Source organism: Tabrizicola sp. (genome assembly GCF_041919135.1).
Lineage (GTDB): Bacteria > Pseudomonadota > Alphaproteobacteria > Rhodobacterales > Rhodobacteraceae > Tabrizicola.
This window is the reverse complement of record NZ_JAYRUJ010000017.1, coordinates 45,201-63,970: the sequence shown is the minus strand read 5'-3', so window position 1 is coordinate 63,970 and position 18,770 is coordinate 45,201. Positions and strand designations below refer to the sequence as shown.

Sequence of the window (18,770 nt, the reverse complement as noted above, 5' to 3'; positions counted from 1 at the left end):
TGCCCCTTGCCCGAAGGCCCGCCCATGCTGACCGTCCTTTTCGCCGCCCCCTCGCTCTGGCCGGAATATCGCGAGCCCCTGCCCCGCGCCCTGGCCGAGGCCGGGATCGACGCCCGGCTGGTGACCGAGGCCGCGCCCGAGGCGGTGGACTACATCGTCTATGCCCCCTCCTCGCCCTTGCAGGATTTCACGCCCTACCGGCGGGCGAAGGCGGTGCTGAACCTCTGGGCCGGGGTGGAGCGGATCGTGGGCAACCCGACGCTGACCCAGCCGCTGTGCCGGATGGTCGATCCCGGCCTGACCGAGGGGATGGTGGAATGGGTCACGGGACACACGCTGCGGCATCACCTGGGGATGGACCGCCATATCGTGAACCCCGGCCATGTCTGGGATCCGGCCTGCCCGCCCCTGGCGCGGGAGCGGGGGGTGACGATCCTGGGCATGGGCGCCCTGGGCGCGGCCTGCGCGGCGGCGCTGCGGGTGCTGAACTTCCCGGTCACGGGCTGGAGCCGGACGGCAAAGCCCGGCTGCCTGCATGGCGAGGCGGGCCTGCACGAGGCGCTGGCCCGGGCCGAGATCCTGGTCACGCTGCTGCCGAAGACACCCGAGACCGAGAACCTGCTGAATGCCCGGACCCTGGCGATGCTGCCCCGGGGCGCGGTGATCCTTAACCCCGGCCGGGGCGCGTTGATCGACGACGCGGCGCTGATCGCCGCGCTGGACGCGGGACAGGTCGGCCACGCCACGCTGGACGTCTTCCGCATCGAGCCCCTGCCCCATGACCATCCGTTCTGGAGCCATCCGGCCGTGACCGTCACCCCGCATATCGCCGCCGACACCCGCGCCTCCACGGCCGCGCATGTCATCGCCGAGAACATCCGTCGCGGCGAGGCGGGCGAGCCCTTCCTGCACCTCGTGGACCGCGCGCGCGGTTACTGACCCCGGAACAGGTCGCTGCAGTGCCGGGCACGCGGACCCAGAACGGCAGAGGGACTTGCGAAAGCGCCCTGACCTGTGAATGAATGATCAAATTCACGGGGCCGATTGCCCCGTGCAGGGAGATCATCGGATGCGGGTTGAACCGCAAGACACGGAATGCGGCCCCTGCTGGCCGCGAAAGCCGGAGTTCGGTGGCGCGCGCGGACAGCGAACGCCTGCCACCGGGGGAATTCCGTCCCCTGCGACCTGACATCCGACATAATGAGAGAGGCACCATGCCCGGAAATCTGACGCTTGAAGACCTGAAGGCCGCCGTGTCGCGCGGCGAGATCGATACCGTCCTCGTGGCGGGAATCGACATGCAGGGCCGCCTGATGGGAAAACGCTTCCACGCGCAGTTCTTCGTCGACGGCGGCCATGAGGAAACCCATTGCTGCAACTACCTGATGACCGTGGACATGGAGATGACCACGGTGCAGGGCTACAAGTCGACCAGCTGGGAAACCGGCTATGGCGATTACGTCCTGAAGCCCGACCTGCGCACCCTGCGCCGCGTCCCCTGGCTGCCCGCCACCGCGCTGGTGCTGTGCGACACCCAGGACCACGCCACCCATGCCGACGTGCCTATCGCCCCGCGCTCGATCCTGAAGCGGCAGGTCGAACGCGCCCGCGCCATGGGCTTCGAGCCGATGATGGCGACCGAGCTGGAGTTCTACCTGTTCGAGAACTCATACGAGAACCTGCGCGATGGCGGGCTTTCGGCGCTGAAGCCGGTCTCGGGCTACAACGAGGATTACCACATCTTCCAGACCACCAAGGAAGAAGACGTGATGCGCGCCGTAAGGAACGGGCTTTTCGGCGCGGGGATCCCGGTCGAGAACTCCAAGGGCGAGGCCGAGGCCGGCCAGGAGGAGGTGAACTACCGCTATTCCGACGCGCTGGACACCGCCGACAACCATGTGATCACCAAGAACGCGATCAAGGAAATCGCCTGGTCAAAGGGCAAGTCGGTGACCTTCATGGCCAAATACGATCACCGCCGGGCGGGCTCGTCCAGCCATGTGCACCAGTCGCTGTGGTCGCTGGACGGCAAGGCCAGCTTTGCCGATCCGAAGGACGGACATGGCATGTCGCAGGTGATGAAGCACTATCTCGCCGGGCAGCTGCACCATGCCCGCGACCTGACCGTGTTCCTGGCGCCCTATGTCAACAGCTACAAGCGGTTCACCGTGGGCATGTTCGCCCCCACCAAGGCGGTGTGGAGCGCCGACAACCGCACCGCTGGCTTCCGGGTCTGCGGCGTGCATACCAAGGGCGTCCGGGTGGAATGCCGGATCCCCGGCAGCGACGTGAACCCCTATCTCGCCTGCGCCGCGCTTCTGGCGGCGGGGCTGGACGGGATCGAGAAGAAGATGGAGCTGGAGCCGGAGCTGAAGGGCGACATGTATGCCGCCAAGGGCATCCGCGAGATCCCGCACAATCTGCGCGAGGCGGCGGACCTGCTGCACGGCTCGGAGATGCTGCGCGCGGCCTTCGGGGACGATGTGGTCGAGCACTACCACCACGCCGCCCGGTGGGAGCTTGCCGAGACCGATCGCGTGGTGACCGATTTCGAACGCGAGCGGCTGCTGGAGCGGGCGTAATCCGCGAACCAACGTAGGTCGGGCTTCAGCCCGACTCTCTTAAGAATGTCGGGCCGAAGCCCGACCTACGAGGACCGAAAATGAAACCGATACAACTCATCTCCCCCGTCGACGGCCGGGTCTACGCCGAGCGGATGCCGCTCTCCTCCGAGGCCGCCGATGCCGTGGTCGCGCGCGCAAGGGCCGCGCAGAAACCCTGGGCCGCCCGGTCGCTGGAAGACCGCATCGCGCTGGTCAAGGCGGGGGTCGCGAAGCTGAACGCCATGACCGATGTAGTGGTCGAGGAGATCGCCTGGCAGATGGGCCGCCCCACCCGCTATGGCGGCGAGTTCGGCGGGGTGAATGCGCGCACCGACTACATGGCCTCGATCGCGGCCAAGACGCTGGCCCCCGAGATGATCGAGGACAGCGACAAGTTCCGCCGCTACCTTGCGCGCGAAGCCGTGGGCGTCGTCTTCATCATCGCGCCCTGGAACTATCCCTACCTCACCACGATCAACACCCTGGTCCCCGCGCTGATCGCCGGGAATACGGTGGTGTTGAAGCACGCGAGCCAGACCCTGCTGGTCGGCGAGCGCATTGCCGAGGCCTTCCATGCCGCCGGCATCCCCGAGGATGTGTTCCAGAACGTCGTCCTTGACCATGCCACGACCGAACGCCTGATCGGGCAGCGCAGCTTCGGCTTCGTCAACTTCACCGGCTCGGTCGGCGGCGGACAGGCCATCGAACGCGCCGCGGCGGGCACCTTCACGCCCCTGGGACTGGAGCTGGGCGGCAAGGATCCGGGCTATGTCCGCGAGGATGCGAACCTGGACCTGGCCGTGGACGTGCTGATGGACGGCGCGATGTACAACGCGGGCCAGTGCTGCTGCGGGATCGAGCGCATCTATGTGCATGAATCTCTCTTCGACAGCTTCGTCGAGAAATCCGTGGCCTGGGTCGGCCAGTTGAAGCTCGGCAACCCCTTCGACGCCGCGACCACGCTTGGCCCGATGGCGCACAAGCGGTTTGCCCAGACGGTGCGGGACCAGACTGCCGAGGCCATCGCCAAGGGCGCGAAGCCGCTGCTCGATCCCAAACGCTTTGCCGATGACGGCGGCGCCTACCTGGCCCCGCAAATCCTGATCAACGTCGACCACTCGATGCGAGTGATGAAGGAAGAATCGTTCGGCCCCGTGGTCGGCATCATGCCGGTGAAGGACGATGCCGAGGCGCTGCGCCTGATGAACGATTCGCCCTATGGCCTGACCGCCAGCATCTGGACGCAGGACTACGACACCGCCGCCGCCCTTGGCGCGCAGGTGGAGACCGGGACCGTGTTCATGAACCGGGCCGACTACCTGGACCCGGCCCTGACCTGGACCGGGGTCAAGGACACCGGGCGCGGCACCTCGCTGTCCTATCTCGGGTTCCATTCCGTGACCCGGCCGAAATCCTATCACCTCAAGAAAGCCTGAGATCATGACCCATAGCGTTCCCTACCGGAACTGGTCCTACCCGACCGCGATCAAGTTCGGCGTCGGCCGCATCGCGGAACTGGCCGACCACGCGAAAAGCATCGGCCTGACGAAACCCCTTCTCGTCACCGACAAGGCGCTGGCGTCGCTGCCGATCACCAAGAATGCGCTGGATGTGCTGGAGGCCGCTGGCCTTGGCCGGGCGGTGTTTTCCGACGTGGACCCGAACCCGAACGAAAAGAACATGGAAGAGGGCATTGCCGTCTACAAGGCGGGTGGCCATGACGGGGTGATCTGCTTCGGCGGCGGCTCGGCCCTCGACCTTGGCAAGATGATTGCCCTCATGGCCGACCAGCCGAAGAAGCTGAAGGTCTGGCAGCTGGAGGACGTGGACGACTGGTGGACCCGCGCCGATGCCGCGAAGATCGCGCCGATCATCGCGGTGCCGACCACCGCCGGGACGGGCAGTGAAGTGGGCCGGGCGGGCGTCTTGACCAATTCCGAGACGCACAAGAAGAAGATCATCTTCCACCCCAAACTGATGCCCGCCGTCACGATCTGCGATCCGGCCCTGACCACGGGGATGCCGAAATTCATCACCGCAGGCACCGGCATGGACGCGCTGGCGCATTGCCTGGAGGCCTTCTGCAGCCCCTTCTACCATCCGATGTCGCAGGGCATCGCGGTCGAGGGGATGCGGCTGGTGTTCGAGAACCTGCCCAAGGTCTATGCCGATCCGAACGACCTTGACGCCCGCGCGCACATGATGAGCGCAGCGGCGATGGGGGCTGTGGCCTTCCAGAAGGGCCTGGGCGCCATCCACTCGCTCTCCCATCCGATCGGCGCGGTCTACAACACCCACCACGGCACCACCAACGCCGTGGTCATGCCGATGGTGCTGGACTTCAACCGCCGCGCGGTGAAGGACAAGCTCGCCTCGGCGGCGGCCTATTGCGGGATCAAGGGCGGCTACAAGGGCTTTTACCAGCGCATCCTCGACCTGCGGGCCACGCTGGACATTCCGGAGAACCTGACCAAGCTGGGGGTGAAGGACCCCGACCTCGACATGCTGACCAAGATGGCGCTGGAGGATCCGTCCTGCGGCGGCAACCCGGTGAAGATGACGAAGCGGAACACGCGGGCACTCTACGAGGCCTGCCTGTAGGGTGGGGAATGTTCCCCAGCTTCCTCCTGCGGCGACAGTGACACCGGATGCGTGAACAGACCGAGATCGCCGTGATCGGCGCGGGCGTGGTGGGGCTTGCCATCGCGCTGGAACTGATCGACCAGGGCCATGAGGTGGTGCTGGTCGATCCTGGCCAGCCCGGCATGGGCGCAAGCCATGGCAATGCCGGGACGGTGGCGGGCTACGCCACCAGCCCGGTGGGCACGCCGGAGGTGCTGCGGTCGCTGCCCTCGCTCCTGTTCAGCCGGACCTCGCCGCTGGCGATCCGGCACCGGGCGCTGCCCAGCCTGATGCCCTGGCTTCTGCGCTTTCTCCGGCAATCGCTGCCGGCGGCGGCGGCGCGGAACTCCCGCGCGATCGCGGCGCTGCTGACCGGGGCGGCCGAGGGATGGGACGATCTGGCGCTGCGGGTGCAGGGGGCGGGGATCCTGCAGCGGCGGGGCTGCCTGTACCTCTACGACAGGCCCGAGGCGCGGATCGCGGCCGAGGCCGAGCTTTCCCGCCGCCGCGCGCTGGGGGTGGAGGTCGAACTCATCGGCCCCGAGCGGCTGGCCGAGCTGGAGCCCGGCCTGCCGCCTCTGGGCGGCGCGGCGCTGTTCCCCGGCGCGACCTTCCTGGACGATCCGGGCCGGATGATGGGGCTGATCGCGCGCGAGGTGCTGGCGCGGGCGCGGCATCTGCAACTCCGGGCCGAGCGGCTGACCCGTGGCCCGGACGGGGTGGTGATCGAAGGGCCGGGCCTGCATCTGCATGCCCGCCGCGTGGTCATCGCCGCCGGGGCCCATTCCCGCGCGCTGGCGGCGCAGGCCGGCGACCGGGTGCCGCTGGACACCGAGCGCGGCTATCATGTCGAATGGGACATGGCCGAGCCGCTTCTGTCGCGCCCCAGCTGCCCGACCTCGCGCGGCTTCTACTTCTGCCCGATGGAGGGCCGGCTGCGGGTGGCCGGGACGGTCGAGCTTGGCGGGCTGAGCCTGCCGCCCTCGCCGCACCGGGTGCGGAAGCTGGTCGAGGGGGCGCGGGCCTATTTCCCGCAGCTGGGCGAGCCGGACCGCGACTGGATGGGCTTCCGCCCCTCGCTGCCCGACAGCCTGCCGGTGATCGGCCCGTCACAGGGCGGGGCCGAGGTGATCCTGGCCTTCGGCCACGGCCATCTGGGCGTGACCATGGCCCCGATGACCGCGCGGATCGTGGCGGCGCTGGTGGCGGGTGCGCCGCCGCCGCTGGACATCGCGCCCTATCGGCCGGGGCGGTTCTGACAAGGTCCGGGTCGATGCCATGCAAAAGGGGTGGTCCTTGCGGGCCACCCCAGCGCCGGCAGATTCTCAGGCGATCATCAATCCTTGGGAGGAATTCTGCTGCCTTCTTCATCGTCGCCGCCACAAAGCGCGACGCAAAGGATGATCGGGATCAGCAGCAGCGGCAGGACGCCGACCGAGGAGGCGGGCTTTTCGGCCACGACTTCGGCTTCTTCCTCGATCAGGACCGGGCCGCCGGCGAAGGCGGTGGTGGTGGAAAGCGCCACGGCAGCGGCAAGGGTCGTTGCAAGCAGTCTATTCATTGCACATGTCCTGGTTATTGAACTCCCGCGCTTCGCGGCGGGCGGTTCACTGTGCCACAGGAAAGCAACGGATGCGACCGGAATGACGCATGGAAAAGGGCAGCCGTCTCCGGCTGCCCCCGGATGGCGGATGTGCCGGGGATCAGGGCACGGGCGGCGGCGGCGGGGTAATGCTTCCGCCCTCATCATCATCGCCGCCGCAAAGCGCGACGCAGAGGATGATCGGGATCAGCAGCAGCGGCAGGATGCCGGCCGAGGAGGCGGGCTTTTCGGCCACGACTTCGGCTTCTTCCTCGATGACGACGGGGCCGCCGGCATAGGCGGTCGAGGCGCTGATCGCGACGGACGCGGCCAGCGAGGCGGCGAGGATCTTCTTCATGGTGAACTCCATTCAAGGGACTGGTGCGGATCCAGACCCGCGCCAACAGTCGGAACGCTAATTGCTTGCGGATGGATTCTCAAACCGCGTGGCAAGAATACCTGTCGAATGTTGCAATTTCGCAATAACAGGGGATCGGCCACCCAGAATGAAGAAGGGCCAGCCTTTCGGCTGGCCCCGTAATGAAACGCGCGGTCGAATGGACCGACGCCGGTTCGATTACTCTTCGTCGTCATCGCCGCCGCAGAGCGCGACGCAGAGGATGACCGGGATCAGCAGCAGCGGCAGGATGCCGGCCGACGAGGCGGGCTTTTCAGCCACGACTTCAGCTTCTTCTTCGATGACGACCGGGCCGCCAGCCATGGCGGCCGAGGTGCCGAGGGTCAGGGCCATGACCGACGCGACGAGTTTCTTCATGATGGACTCCGAGAATGTTAGACGATCCCGTCAGAACGACAGGGCGCAAGGCGGAAGCTACTGACAGGTTCACACGTCCTCAACGAATAAGCACGATTGCTTGATGCGGTGGCGTCAAGCGTTGCGCGAATAGCACAAATCCGGGGTCGGCTGGCGATCAGGACATGCCCGGCACGACCTGATCGGGCGGGCGGTGGCCGTCGGCGAAGGTCTTGATGTTGATGATCACCTTCTCGCCCATCTCGATTCGCCCCTCAATCGTGGCCGACCCCATATGCGGCAACAGAACCACATTGGCCAGATCGTGCAATCTGGGATTGAGTTCGCTGCCCTGCTCATAGACGTCGAGTCCGGCGCCGGCCAGTTCTCCGGCCCGCAGCGCGCGGGTGAGGGCGTTCTGGTCGATCACCTCGCCGCGCGAGGTGTTCACCACCACCGCCGAGGGTTTCATCAGCTTGAGCCGCCGCGCGTTCAGCAGGTGGAAGGTCGAGGGCGTGTGCGGGCAGTTGACCGAGACGATGTCCATCCGGGCCAGCATCTGGTCCAGGCTTTCCCACCAGGTCGCCTCAAGCTCGGCCTCGGTCTCGGGGCGGACGCGCTTGCGGTTGTGGTAATGGACCTGAAGCCCGAAGGCCCGCGCCCGCCGCGCCACCGCCTGCCCGATCCGCCCCATGCCGAGGATGCCGAGCCTGCGTCCGCCCAGCCGCCCGCCGAGATTCGCCATCGGCGACCAGCCCGGCCAGTTGCCGGACTGCATCACCTTCAGCCCCTCGGGGATGCGGCGCGTCACGGCGAGAATCAGGGCCATGACCATGTCCGCCGTGTCCTCGGTCGTGACGCCGGGCGTGTTCGAGACCAGGATGCCGCGCTGGCGGGCGGTGGCCACGTCGACATGGTCGAATCCTGCGCCATAATTGGCGATCAGCTTCAGCTTCTCGCCCGCCTGGCCCAGCAGGCCCGCGTCGATCGTGTCGGTGATCGTGGGCACCAGCACATCGGCCTGGCGCATGGCGGCGGCCAGTTCCTCGCGCGACATCGGCGTGTCGGGGTCGCGCAGGGTGACGTCGAACAATTCCTTCATCCGGGTCTCGACGACCTCGGGCAGGCGCCGCGTGACCACGACCGACAGACGCTTTACTGGCATGAAACCTTCCCCCTGCCCTTCCAAATTCCTGGCACTTGCGGCAAGGTTACGGCAAGGGGCGCAATGCACAAGCCCCACGGAAGGGCGCACCCCGTCGCTGGCGGGATCGGGCAGCAAGGCGGACGGGCATGAAACGGTTCCTGGGAAGCATCGCGATCCTTGTCGCAGCCGCGACTCTGCCGCTTGCCGCGCAGGAGACCGACCTGCCGCAGCCCGAGAAACCGCCGGAAGAACAATGCAAGCCCGATATCGGCTGCGTGACCAACCTGCCGCTGCCGCGCTATGTCTCGCTGAAAGGGTCCGAGGGCAACGCAAGGCGCGGGCCGGGGCTGACGCATCGGGTGGACTGGGTGTTCACCCGGGCCGGGATGCCGCTGAAGATCACCGCCGAATACGAGAACTGGCGCCGGGTCGAGGATTTCGAGGGCGCGGGCGGCTGGGTGCACTACTCGCTTCTGTCGGGGGTGCGCTCGGTCATGGTGACGCTGGACATGGCCGAGTTCCATGACGACCCCGACGATGCCTCGCCGGTGATCGCCCAGGCCGAGGTCGGGGTGATCGGCCGGGTGCAGGAATGCCTGCCCGACTGGTGCCGCATCACGCTGGACGGCGCGCGGGGCTGGGTGCGCAAATCCGCGATCTGGGGGGTGAAGCCCGATGAAACCATCGACTGAGCCGTCCGGGCCGGGACTTGCGCTGTCGGCGGGCCTCGCCTCGGTCCTGGTGGCGGGACTTCTGGTCGCGCTGAAGCTTTGGGCCATGGCCGAGACGGGGGCGCTGTCGATTGCGGCCTCGCTGGCCGATTCCGCGCTGGACCTGATGATGTCGCTGGGGGCGGCGGCGGCCATCGTCTATGCCGCCCGGCCCGCGGACGAGGACCACGCCTTCGGCCACAGCAGCGCCGAGGACCTGACGGCGCTGGCGCAGGCGGCATTCATCCTGATCTCGGCCGGGGTGATCGGCTGGGCGGCGGCGGGGCGGCTCATGTCCTCCGCGCCGCCGGAACTGACCAGCCACGGGCGCGGCGTGGTGGTCATGGGCCTGTCGATCCTGCTGACCCTGGGCCTGGTCTGGTGGCAGGGCCGGGTGGCGAAGGCCACGGGCAGCAAGGTGGTGGCGGCGGACCGGCTGCACTATCTGGGCGACCTTCTGCCCAGCCTGGGCGCGATCGGGGCGCTCCTGGCCTCGTCGCGCTGGGGGATCGGCTATGTCGATTCGGTGGTGGCGCTGGGGGCGGCGGGGGTGCTGGTCTTCGGCGCGCTGAAGATCGGCAAGGACGCCTGGGACGCGCTGATGGACCGCGCCGCCGACCCGGAGGTGCTGGAGGGAATCGGCCGGATCGCGCAGGCCTGGCCCGGGGTGCGGGGTTATCACGACCTCAAGACCCGGCGGGCCGGAAGCCGCGTCTTCGTCAACCTGCATATCGAACTGGATGGCGAGCAGTCCCTGCGCGAGGCGCATGACATCGGCGCGGGACTGCGCCGGGCGATTCTGGCGGCCTATCCGCAGGCGGATGTGATGATCCACAAGGACGTCCACGATCCGGCCGGCAAAACCTGAAGTGTTGCGGACTTGACTTCGCTGCGCGGCAGGCCGATTGTTCACGCGTATAACAACCCGGTCGCCATGCAACCCGTCCGCCGCCTCTATCGCCGCGAAAGCGAGGAAAATCGCCGGTCTTCGCTGATCTCGGCCACGCAGGAGCTGGTGGCCGAGGGCGGGCCAGGGGCTGCGACCGTGCGCGCCATCGCGGCGCGCGCCGGGGTCACGCCGGGGCTGATCCGGCATTACTTCCAGTCCAAGGACGAACTCACCCGCGCCGCCTACCGCTCGCTGATGGACGGGATGACGGCCAAGGGGTCCGACGCGCTGGAGGGGGTGGGCGCCCTGCCCGAGGAGCGGCTTGCCGCCTTCGTCTCGGCCTCGCTACGCCCGCCGGTGCTGGATTCGGGTTCGGTCGTGCTTTGGGCCGGCTACATGCACAAGGTCCGCAGCGACCCCGAGCTGCTGGCGGCGCATGAGGCCGGCTATCTTGCCTATCGCGACATGCTGCAGGCGCTGATCGAGGCCCTGCCGCGTGAAACCCGGCCCGGCCAGACCCGCTCCGAGGCCATCGCCTGCAACGCGCTGATCGACGGGCTCTGGATCGAGGGCTCGCTCCTGCGCGACAGCTTTTCACCGGGCGAGGTCGTGACCATCGGCCTTCGTTCGGTCGGCGCCATCCTTGGCGCCGACCTGATCGCCCATTCCTCCATGCTGCCTGATCCGGGAAAGACCCTCTGATGCGCTACGCTTCCGTCACCGACCGACTCGCCGGACTTGGCGGCGCGAAATGGGCGATCCATGCCCGCGCCCGCGACCTGAAATCGGCCGGAGAGCAGATCATCGAACTGACCATCGGCGAACCCGACGTCGAGACGCCCGAGCCGATGCTGGAGGCGGCGGCGCGCTCGATGCGGGCGGGGCGGACCGGCTATTCCAACGGCCGCGGCGAGCCGGGGCTGGTCGCGGCGCTGGCCGCCCGCTACACCGCGCGGCGCGGACGCGGGATCGGGCGCAATCAGGTGATGTGCCTGCCCGGCACCCAGACCACGCTTTACGCCATCCTGCGCACCCTGGTCGAGAGCGGGGACGAGGTGCTGCTGGGCGATCCGATGTATGCCACCTATGAGGGGCTGATCGCCCAGACCGGGGCGACCATGGTGCCGGTGCCGCTGCGGCCGGAACACGGCTTCCGGATGCAGGCCGCCGATGTGGCCGCGCGGATCACGCCGCGCACGCGCGTCCTGTTCCTGAACACCCCGCACAACCCGACCGGCGCCGTCCTGCGGCCCGCCGACATCCGCGCCCTGGGCGAGGTGGCGAAGGCGCATGACCTCTGGATCGTCTCGGACGAGGTCTATGAGGACCTGGTCTTCCCCGGCGTCCCCTTCACCTCGCCGCTGGACTTTGCCGACCTGGCCGACCGGGTGGTGGTCGCCTCGTCGATCTCGAAGTCGCACGCGGCGCCGGGCTTCCGCTCGGGCTGGTGCGTCGGCCCGGCCGAGTTCTGCGAGCGGCTGCTGCCGCTTTCGGAAACCATGCTTTTCGGCAGCCAGCCCTTCATCGCCGACATGACCCAGATTGCAGTTTCCGAACCTTCGCCGGTTGCGGCCGGGATGGCGGAACGCTTCGCGCGCCGCGCGGCGCTGATCCAGGATCAGCTCACCGGGGTGAACGGGCTTTATGTCCACCGGCCCGAGGCGGGGATGTTCGCGCTGGTCGATGTCCGCGCCACGGGTCTTACGGGCGAGGAGTTCGCGCTGGGGCTTCTTGACCGGCAGAAGGTCGCGGTGATGCCGGGCGAAAGCTTCGGCGCGGGGCTTTCGGGCTGGCTGCGGCTCAGCCTGACGCAGCCGGACGAAAGGGTGGTCGAGGCCACCGACCGCATCGCCGCCCATGCGGCCAGCCTGCTGGAGGGCGTGGCATGACCACCGTCGGCATCCGTCTGGTCGAGGGGCTGGCCGCCCGGGGCATCGACACCGTCTTCGGCATCCCCGGCGTCCACACGATCGAGCTTTACCGCGGCCTTGCCGCCGCCGAGGGCAGGATCCGCCATGTCACCGCCCGTCACGAACAGGGCGCAGGCTTCATGGCCGACGGCTTTGCCCGGGTCGCGGGCCGCCCGGCCGCCGCCTTCGTGATCACCGGGCCGGGGCTGACGAACACGCTGACCGCCATGGCGCAGGCCAAGGCGGATTCGGTGCCGATGCTGGTCGTCTCGGGCCTTGGGCGCAGCGATACCCTGGGCAAGGGGTTGGGGCGGTTGCACGAACTGCCGGACCAGGGGGCGATGATCGCCACGCTTTGCCATACCGAGACGGTGACCGATCCGAAGAAGCTGGGCGAGGTCCTGGACCGCGCCTTTGCCGCGATGACGGCAGGGCGGCCGGGACCGGCGCATATCCAGATCTCGACCAACATGATGGGCCAGCCCTGCCCCGCCCTGCCGCCGCCGGTGGTGTCCACCGCCGCCGTGCCGCTGCCGATGGGCCGGATGCGCAGCATCGCCACCGCGTTGAACAATGCCGAGCGGGTGCTGATCCTGGCGGGAGGCGGCACCCGCGGCGCGCATGAGGAGTTGCGCAAGCTGGCCGAGATGCTGGACGCCCCCGTGGTCCTGACCGCGAATGCGCGCGGCGCGATGCATGGCCACCGGCTCTGCGTCCCGGCCTCGCCCAGCCTGACGGCCGTGCGCAAGCTGATCGCGGAGGCCGACCAGGTGCTGGCGGTGGGCACGGAACTGGGGCCGACCGACTACGACGTCTATGCCAAGGGCGGCGTGCCGGACCTGTCGGGGATGATCCGCATCGACATCTGCGCCGACCAGTTGGGCCGCCATCCGGCGAAGATGCCGATCAAGGCCGATGCCGGGCCGATGATGGCGGGGCTGATGTCGATGCTCCTGCCCGCCAACCGCGAGGGCGCCCGCCGCGCCGCCGCCACGCGCGAGGCCGCGCTGGCCGAGCTGTCGACGATCAATGAAGCCCTGCCCGCCCAGCTGGACATGGTCGAGGCGATCCGCGAGGCCGTTCCCGGCGCGATCATCGTCGGCGACAGCACCCAGCCGATCTATGCGGCGAACCTCTATTACGACCACGACCGCCCGCGCGGCTGGTTCAACGCCGCCACCGGCTATGGCGCGCTGGGCTTCGCCCCCGGTGCGGCGGTGGGGGCGGCGCTGGCGGCCCCCGGCACTCCGGTCGTCTGCCTGATCGGCGACGGCGGCCTCCAGTTCAGCCCCGGAGAGCTGCGCACCGCCGTCGATGAAAAGCTGCCGATCACCTATATCGTCTGGAACAACGCCGGCTTCCGCGAGATCGCCGAGACGATGCGGCAGTACAAGGCGCCGGTCCTGGGCTGCGACCCCTCGCCCCTGGACATGGAGCATTTCGCCATGGCCTGCGACATGCTGTTCGCCGCGGTGCCGCAGGACCCGGAGGTCCTGGCCGAAATGCTGGCCACGCCGCATGACGGGCCGCGCCTGCTGGAGATTCAGGTCCGCTGACGCGCCAGGATCGGGGCGAGGAGGAAGACCGCCCGACCAGGAAGGCGGCCCAGAGAAAGGCCATGCGCAGGCCGAAGGTTCCGGCGATCAGGCCCAGCAGCGGCGGACCGACGAAATAGCCCAGATAGCCCAGAAGCGTCGCCCGGGCCACGGCGCGGGCGCGGGTGCCGGGCGGGCTGTACTGGCCGACGAGTGAAAAGGCGGTGGGGGCAAGGACCGAGGCACCGATCCCCATGACGAAAAAGCCGAGATAGGCCCCGATCGGCCCCGCGGCCTGCGCGGCGATCCCCGCCCCCAGCGCCGCAATCACCGCCCCGCCCTTCAGCAGCCGGAAGGGGTTCACCCGACCCGAAAGCCATTGCCCGCCCAGCCGGGCAAAACCCATGGTCAGCGCCAGCATCGCCGGGCCGAAGGCGCCTTCCTCGGGACTGCCGCCCAGCGTCTTCTCGATATGCAGCGCAGACCAGTTCTCGGCCGCGTTCTCGGTCATGAAGGCGATCAGCACGATGCCGCCGCCGATCACCGGCACCAGGCCCAAAGGCAGCGCGTTCCCGTCCTTCGGGCGCTGCAACCCTTCGATCCTCCCGTCGCGCTCCAGCGTCAGCAGGGCGCAGAGCAGGCCGAGCAGGCCCATCAGCCCCAGCACCCAGGCCGGCGCCCAGCCCGCGCCGCGCATCGCGCCGGTCAGGATTGCGCCGGTCGCATAGCCGAAGGAATAGGCCGCATGGGCGAGGTTCATCAGATGCGCGCCCCGCGCCGTCTCCATCGCGGCGACGCGGGCGTTCATCAGCACATCGGTAAGGCCCGTCGCCGCCCCGGCGCAGGCCATGGCCAGCGGGAACAGCCAGACCGCATCCGCCTGCCCCGGCAGCACGAAGGCCAGCGCCATCAGGGCGGTGGCCAGGGGCAGCGCCACCCGGCCCAGCGCCGCGCCGAAGGCCGGGGCCAGCAGCATCGCGCTGATCGCCGCAAGGGGCGTGAAGAACAGCAGAAGGCCCAGCCCGGCCTCGTCCACCCCGAGCATCGCCTTCAGGTCCGGCAGGTCGGCCGCGAATGTGCCCCAGAGCAGGCCCATCGCCCCGAAGGCCGCGATCGCGGGCCGGGAATAGGCAAGGGTGGCAAGGGCAGGCATGCGGGGCTCCAGCGGCGGAAGCCGAGAGGTATCCTGCGACCCCTGCAACCTCCACCCCTTCCGCGACGCGGGCCGGGGCCGAAAGCGACACGGAACAAGCCCCTTTCCTTCCCGCCGATTCCCCGTTATGGACCCCCGGTCGCGCCATGCACCCTTGGAGGATGGCGGACCTTACATATGGAGAGACCCAATGGCACGCGAGATCGTCGATCTTAACGCCGAGGTACGGACGGGGACAGGCAAGGGGGCCGCCCGTCAAGCCCGTCGCGAGGGCAAGGTACCTGGCATCGTCTACGGCGACGGGCAAGAGCCCACGCCGATCAAGATGAACTACAACTACCTCCTGACCAAGCTGCGGCAGGGCCGGTTCCTGCAGACGCTGTTCAACCTGAAGGTCGAAGGCCAGCCCGACGTCCATGTCATCTGCCGCGCCGTGCAGCGCGACGTGGTCAAGGACCTGCCGACGCATGTCGACTTCATGCGCATCCATGATGAAAGCCGGATCGAGCTGTTCATCCATGTGACCTTCGTGAACCACGAGGCAAGCCCCGGTCTCAAGCGCGGCGGCACGCTGACCGTGGTCCGCCCCGAGGTGGAACTGGAAGTCACCGCGGGCGACATCCCGGATCACATCACGGTCGACCTGACCGGCAAGAAGATCGGCGATGTCATCCACATCGACGACGTCCAGCTGCCGGCCGGCGCCAAGCCGACCATCGCGCGGAACTTCGTGATCGCCAACATCGCCGCGCCCTCGGGCCTGGTCTCGGAAGAGCACGCCGAAGCCGAAGCCTGAGGCTGACGCGCATCGACGACCTTTGCGGGGGGCCTCTGGCCCCCCGCTCGCTTTTCCGCCGTTGCCTCCGCGCCCCGCCTGCCGCGCGCTGCCCTGAGGCGTGGTTAAGCCTTCCTTGCTACCCAGCCTCGCCATGGGCGAAGCGGCCCGGGCCTGCCCCTTCCCGCTTTGCCGTGGCGTTCAAGCTGGCAAGGGAGTTTTCAGATGAACAAGGCAATCACCGACGGGCTGGTCCTGATGCCGCCGCCGTTCTCGGCCGGGCTGAACCTCTGGTCGCGCGGCGACGGGACGCCGGGCTCGGCCGCGTGGCAGGGCCAGCCGAACGCGGCGCTGGTGACGAACGACCAGGATTTCGCCGGCTGCCTGGAGTTGCAGAAGCTTGAGGCGACACAGAAGCTGCGCAGCTATGCGCAGACGCCGGTCCAGCCCGGCCTCTACCTGCGGGTGACGGCGCGGGTCAAGGCGGTCTCGGGCAACCTTCCGGCCGTCCGCATCGCCGCCTGGGCGGGGGATGTGGCGGGCCAGAACCTTGCCGCGCTGGCCCAGACCGGCCCCAGCGTGGCGCTGACCACCTATGGCGAGGTGGTGACGGTCAGCGCGATCATCTCTCCGGCCGCGCGAACCGGGGTGGACATGGCCTGGACCACCGAGGCGGTCTATGCCCATATCGGCCTCGACCTGACCGGCGCGAACGGCGGGGTGGTCCGCATCGACGACCTGGTGGTCGAGGATGTGACCGCGCTTTTCATCCGCAAGCTGATGGACTGGGTCGACGTGCGCGATTATGGCGCCCTGGGCAACGGGACGACCAATGACGCCGCCGCCTTCCTTGCCGCCGATGCCGATGCGCAGGGCCGCGCGATCCTGGTGCCCTCGGGCCTGTTCCGGCTGAACTCGGACGTCACGATCAACAGCCGCATCCGCTTCGAGGGCACCGTCTCGATGCCCGCCAACCGCCGGCTGATCCTGACGCGCAACTTCGACCTCGATACCTATGGCCAGGCTTTCGGCACCGAAGTTGATGGCTTCCGCCGCGCGCTGCAGGCGCTGTTCTACTTCACCGACCATGTGACGCTGGATCTCTCCGGCCGCCGGGTGGAGCTGACCGAGCCGATCGACGTGGCCGCCGTCGCGGGGCTGACGAATTTCAACAACCGCCGCGTGCTGCGCAACGGGCAACTGGTGGCGGTGGCAGGGCCGGCATGGACGACCGAGGATTTCACCTCGACCGCCACCTATTCGCCGGCGAACAACCTGACCCTGACCGGCGTCGCCAATGTCGCGAATATCCCGGTCGGCTCGCTGGTGATCGGCACCGGCGTCGGGCGCGAGGTCTATGTCCGCGCCAGGAACGTGGCGGCGGGGACGATCACCCTCAGCCAGCCGCTCTGGGGCGGGACGGGGACGCGGTCCTATACCTTCCGCCGCTTCAAATACATGCTGGACTTCTCGGGCTTCGACCTTCTGTCCCGGTTCGAGATGGAGGATATCGAGTTCAACTGCCAGGGCCTGTGCTCCGGCGTGCTGCTGGCGACCTCCGGCGCGACCGCGCGTTTCGTCTCCTGCACGCTGAACCGGCCGCTGGACCGGGGGATCAGTTCGCCGGGCCTTGGCTGCCAGGGCATGTTCGTCGACATGTGCCAGTTCCTGTCGAACGAAAGCGCGCTGCCGGCGCAGAGCCGCACCTCGATCGCGCTGAACGTGAACGCCAATGACGTCAAGCTGCGCAACAACCGCGTCGTCCGCTTCGCCCATTTCGCCATCGTGAACGGCACCGGCCACCTGGTCCACGCCAACCACTTCTTCCAGGGCGACGACGAGCCCGCGGGCATCCGTCGCGCGGGGCTGGTCTTCACCCAGACCAACGTCTCCACCGTGGTGACGGGCAACTACATCGACAACTGCTTCATCGAATGGGGCAACGAGCATGATTCCGAACCACAGTGGAACGGCGAGTTCTCCTTCGGCGGGCTGAACATCGTCGGCAACGTCTTCATCGCCTCGTCCACGACCTCGGCCTTCCGCTGGATGGTGATCAAGCCCTATGGCGCGGGGCATTACCTGAACGGCTTCTCGCTGGTCTCGAACAGCTTCCGGGTCTTCAACGCCACCATCGACCGGGTCGAGATGCTGGACACCAGCCTTGCCACCCTGGACTTCCTGCAGTCGCGCAATGTCCGGGTCGAAGGGAACAGCTTCAACAACGTCGCCCAGGGCATCCAGAACCCGCTGATCGTCAGCCACAGCCAGAACACCGCCGCCGATACCTGGACCATCGACTCGGATGGCTTCGTGCCCTTCGGTGGCCGGATCCGCATGGTCGAGGCAGTGCAGCCCGAGGGGACGATCCTGAACGGCGCGAATGCGGCGCGCCATGTCTTCCCCAATGCCCTGCCCGGCACCGGCGCGCAGGGCAATCAGGCGCAACTGCGCTGGGGCGAGGCGGTGAAGGGCAAGGCGGTGGTCAAGATGCGCATGGATATACCGTCCTGATCGAACCTTTCGGGCCGAAAATGCGGCCGGAGATACCACATTCTTAAAGAAATCGAACAGGCGGGCCTTCGGGTCCGCCTGTTTCACAAATTCTGCGGCGTCAGGTGGAAGGCGCGGGCGAAACCGCCGTTCAGCAGCGCCGACAGCGGCGTCAGCCGCACGAAGGCGAAATCCGGCAGGTCGACATAGACCTGCGCCTTCGGATTCCGCTCCAGCCAGCGGGCGCGCATCCCCGCCCGGGCGGGATCGTCGGGCGCGACGAAACCGGCGCGGGCCCGGATCATCAGGCGCGGATGGGTCATCGGATCGCCCTTCGCGCCGACCTCGCCCAGCATCAGCGCGCAATCCGGGTTCTCGCGCAGCGCCCGGAAATGCGGCGCCAGGCCCGAGACCAGCGTCAGCAGTCCCGCCTCGGGGTCGCGGGCAAAGGCGATCCGGCTGATCCCCGGCGTGCCGGTCGCCGGATCGGTCCAGGCCAGGGCGGCATGGCCCAGCGACAGCAGGCCCCGGGCCAGGCTGCGGGCCTCATCATCGGCGGGGCGGACGGGATCGGGCATCATCGCTCCTTGACACTGG

General features: G+C 68.2%; 17 protein-coding genes and 1 pseudogene. 12 read left to right on the top strand and 6 right to left on the bottom strand.

Annotated features, from left to right (window positions below; all coding sequences use genetic code 11):
• Window positions 1–24: 24 nt before the first annotated feature.
• The 5 genes from ACE3UA_RS13255 (at window position 25) to ACE3UA_RS13235 (ending at window position 6,484) form a co-directional block, all read left to right on the top strand.
• Window positions 25–939 carry a 2-hydroxyacid dehydrogenase gene (locus tag ACE3UA_RS13255; RefSeq protein WP_374645855.1) on the top strand — a complete coding sequence of 305 codons (915 nt, stop codon included), beginning with the start codon at window positions 25–27 and terminating at the stop codon, window positions 937–939.
• A 275-nt stretch (window positions 940–1,214) separates the two neighbouring features.
• Window positions 1,215–2,582 (top strand): glutamine synthetase family protein, encoded by a 1,368-nt coding sequence (locus tag ACE3UA_RS13250; RefSeq protein WP_374645853.1) that lies wholly within the window; start codon window positions 1,215–1,217, stop codon window positions 2,580–2,582.
• Between the two features lie 80 nt (window positions 2,583–2,662).
• A complete protein-coding gene (locus ACE3UA_RS13245) occupies window positions 2,663–4,039 on the top strand; it encodes an aldehyde dehydrogenase family protein (protein WP_374645851.1) in 1,377 nt (458 codons plus the stop codon).
• Window positions 4,040–4,043: 4 nt separating this feature from the next.
• A complete protein-coding gene (locus ACE3UA_RS13240) occupies window positions 4,044–5,204 on the top strand; it encodes an iron-containing alcohol dehydrogenase (protein WP_374645849.1) in 1,161 nt (386 codons plus the stop codon).
• Between the two features lie 47 nt (window positions 5,205–5,251).
• A complete protein-coding gene (locus tag ACE3UA_RS13235; RefSeq protein ID WP_374645847.1) occupies window positions 5,252–6,484 on the top strand; it encodes an NAD(P)/FAD-dependent oxidoreductase in 1,233 nt (410 codons plus the stop codon).
• 77 nt (window positions 6,485–6,561) lie between these two features.
• Here the strand turns inward: ACE3UA_RS13235 and ACE3UA_RS13230 are convergent, their stop codons facing one another.
• The 4 genes from ACE3UA_RS13230 to ACE3UA_RS13215 form a co-directional block, all read right to left on the bottom strand.
• Entirely contained in the window at window positions 6,562–6,786 is a 225-nt protein-coding gene (locus ACE3UA_RS13230) for a hypothetical protein (protein ID WP_374645845.1), read from the bottom strand.
• A 142-nt stretch (window positions 6,787–6,928) separates the two neighbouring features.
• Window positions 6,929–7,165 carry a hypothetical protein gene (locus ACE3UA_RS13225; RefSeq protein ID WP_374645843.1) on the bottom strand — a complete coding sequence of 79 codons (237 nt, stop codon included), beginning with the start codon at window positions 7,163–7,165 and terminating at the stop codon, window positions 6,929–6,931.
• Between the two features lie 219 nt (window positions 7,166–7,384).
• Complete coding sequence (locus tag ACE3UA_RS13220; RefSeq protein ID WP_374645841.1) at window positions 7,385–7,582, bottom strand: hypothetical protein; 198 nt, start codon at window positions 7,580–7,582, stop codon at window positions 7,385–7,387.
• 157 nt (window positions 7,583–7,739) lie between these two features.
• Window positions 7,740–8,726 carry a 2-hydroxyacid dehydrogenase gene (locus ACE3UA_RS13215; protein WP_374645839.1) on the bottom strand — a complete coding sequence of 329 codons (987 nt, stop codon included), beginning with the start codon at window positions 8,724–8,726 and terminating at the stop codon, window positions 7,740–7,742.
• 128 nt (window positions 8,727–8,854) lie between these two features.
• Here ACE3UA_RS13215 and ACE3UA_RS13210 point away from each other — a divergent pair, with 128 nt between their 5' ends.
• From ACE3UA_RS13210 to ACE3UA_RS13190, 5 genes are all read left to right on the top strand, one after another.
• Window positions 8,855–9,400, top strand: coding sequence for an SH3 domain-containing protein (locus ACE3UA_RS13210; protein ID WP_374645837.1), 546 nt, complete (start codon window positions 8,855–8,857; stop codon window positions 9,398–9,400).
• Window positions 9,384–10,286, top strand: coding sequence for a cation diffusion facilitator family transporter (locus ACE3UA_RS13205; RefSeq protein ID WP_374645835.1), 903 nt, complete (start codon window positions 9,384–9,386; stop codon window positions 10,284–10,286). Before ACE3UA_RS13210 ends, ACE3UA_RS13205 begins: the two co-directional genes overlap by 17 nt.
• A gap of 66 nt (window positions 10,287–10,352) precedes the next feature.
• Window positions 10,353–11,009, top strand: coding sequence for a TetR/AcrR family transcriptional regulator (locus ACE3UA_RS13200; RefSeq protein ID WP_374645833.1), 657 nt, complete (start codon window positions 10,353–10,355; stop codon window positions 11,007–11,009).
• Window positions 11,009–12,196, top strand: coding sequence for a pyridoxal phosphate-dependent aminotransferase (locus ACE3UA_RS13195; RefSeq protein ID WP_374645831.1), 1,188 nt, complete (start codon window positions 11,009–11,011; stop codon window positions 12,194–12,196). The genes ACE3UA_RS13200 and ACE3UA_RS13195 overlap by 1 nt, the downstream gene beginning before the upstream one ends.
• Window positions 12,193–13,773 (top strand): 5-guanidino-2-oxopentanoate decarboxylase, encoded by a 1,581-nt coding sequence (locus tag ACE3UA_RS13190; RefSeq protein ID WP_374645829.1) that lies wholly within the window; start codon window positions 12,193–12,195, stop codon window positions 13,771–13,773. The genes ACE3UA_RS13195 and ACE3UA_RS13190 overlap by 4 nt, the downstream gene beginning before the upstream one ends.
• Window positions 13,774–13,867: 94 nt before the next feature.
• Here ACE3UA_RS13190 and ACE3UA_RS13185 read toward each other — a convergent pair.
• Window positions 13,868–14,848: pseudogene (locus ACE3UA_RS13185) on the bottom strand (MFS transporter); the annotation flags it as partial.
• Window positions 14,849–15,095: 247 nt separating this feature from the next.
• Between ACE3UA_RS13185 and ACE3UA_RS13180 the strand changes: the two are divergent.
• A complete protein-coding gene (locus ACE3UA_RS13180) occupies window positions 15,096–15,701 on the top strand; it encodes a 50S ribosomal protein L25/general stress protein Ctc (RefSeq protein ID WP_374645827.1) in 606 nt (201 codons plus the stop codon).
• A gap of 204 nt (window positions 15,702–15,905) precedes the next feature.
• Window positions 15,906–18,194 carry a right-handed parallel beta-helix repeat-containing protein gene (locus tag ACE3UA_RS13175; RefSeq protein WP_374645825.1) on the top strand — a complete coding sequence of 763 codons (2,289 nt, stop codon included), beginning with the start codon at window positions 15,906–15,908 and terminating at the stop codon, window positions 18,192–18,194.
• Between the two features lie 83 nt (window positions 18,195–18,277).
• Here ACE3UA_RS13175 and ACE3UA_RS13170 read toward each other — a convergent pair whose 3' ends face one another.
• Entirely contained in the window at window positions 18,278–18,751 is a 474-nt protein-coding gene (locus tag ACE3UA_RS13170) for a HugZ family protein (protein WP_374645823.1), read from the bottom strand.
• Between the last annotated feature and the right edge of the window lie 19 nt (window positions 18,752–18,770).

Bases quoted from the DNA above. Each gene is read 5' to 3' on its own strand.
- ACE3UA_RS13255 (WP_374645855.1), top strand. From the start codon at position 25: ATGCTGACCGTCCTTTTCGCCGCCCCCTCGCTCTGGCCGGAATATCGC.
- ACE3UA_RS13250 (WP_374645853.1), top strand. From the start codon at position 1,215: ATGCCCGGAAATCTGACGCTTGAAGACCTGAAGGCCGCCGTGTCGCGC.
- ACE3UA_RS13245 (WP_374645851.1), top strand. From the start codon at position 2,663: ATGAAACCGATACAACTCATCTCCCCCGTCGACGGCCGGGTCTACGCC.
- ACE3UA_RS13240 (WP_374645849.1), top strand. From the start codon at position 4,044: ATGACCCATAGCGTTCCCTACCGGAACTGGTCCTACCCGACCGCGATC.
- ACE3UA_RS13235 (WP_374645847.1), top strand. From the start codon at position 5,252: ATGCGTGAACAGACCGAGATCGCCGTGATCGGCGCGGGCGTGGTGGGG.
- ACE3UA_RS13230 (WP_374645845.1), bottom strand. From the start codon at position 6,786: ATGAATAGACTGCTTGCAACGACCCTTGCCGCTGCCGTGGCGCTTTCC.
- ACE3UA_RS13225 (WP_374645843.1), bottom strand. From the start codon at position 7,165: ATGAAGAAGATCCTCGCCGCCTCGCTGGCCGCGTCCGTCGCGATCAGC.
- ACE3UA_RS13220 (WP_374645841.1), bottom strand. From the start codon at position 7,582: ATGAAGAAACTCGTCGCGTCGGTCATGGCCCTGACCCTCGGCACCTCG.
- ACE3UA_RS13215 (WP_374645839.1), bottom strand. From the start codon at position 8,726: ATGCCAGTAAAGCGTCTGTCGGTCGTGGTCACGCGGCGCCTGCCCGAG.
- ACE3UA_RS13210 (WP_374645837.1), top strand. From the start codon at position 8,855: ATGAAACGGTTCCTGGGAAGCATCGCGATCCTTGTCGCAGCCGCGACT.
- ACE3UA_RS13205 (WP_374645835.1), top strand. From the start codon at position 9,384: ATGAAACCATCGACTGAGCCGTCCGGGCCGGGACTTGCGCTGTCGGCG.
- ACE3UA_RS13200 (WP_374645833.1), top strand. From the start codon at position 10,353: ATGCAACCCGTCCGCCGCCTCTATCGCCGCGAAAGCGAGGAAAATCGC.
- ACE3UA_RS13195 (WP_374645831.1), top strand. From the start codon at position 11,009: ATGCGCTACGCTTCCGTCACCGACCGACTCGCCGGACTTGGCGGCGCG.
- ACE3UA_RS13190 (WP_374645829.1), top strand. From the start codon at position 12,193: ATGACCACCGTCGGCATCCGTCTGGTCGAGGGGCTGGCCGCCCGGGGC.
- ACE3UA_RS13180 (WP_374645827.1), top strand. From the start codon at position 15,096: ATGGCACGCGAGATCGTCGATCTTAACGCCGAGGTACGGACGGGGACA.
- ACE3UA_RS13175 (WP_374645825.1), top strand. From the start codon at position 15,906: ATGAACAAGGCAATCACCGACGGGCTGGTCCTGATGCCGCCGCCGTTC.
- ACE3UA_RS13170 (WP_374645823.1), bottom strand. From the start codon at position 18,751: ATGCCCGATCCCGTCCGCCCCGCCGATGATGAGGCCCGCAGCCTGGCC.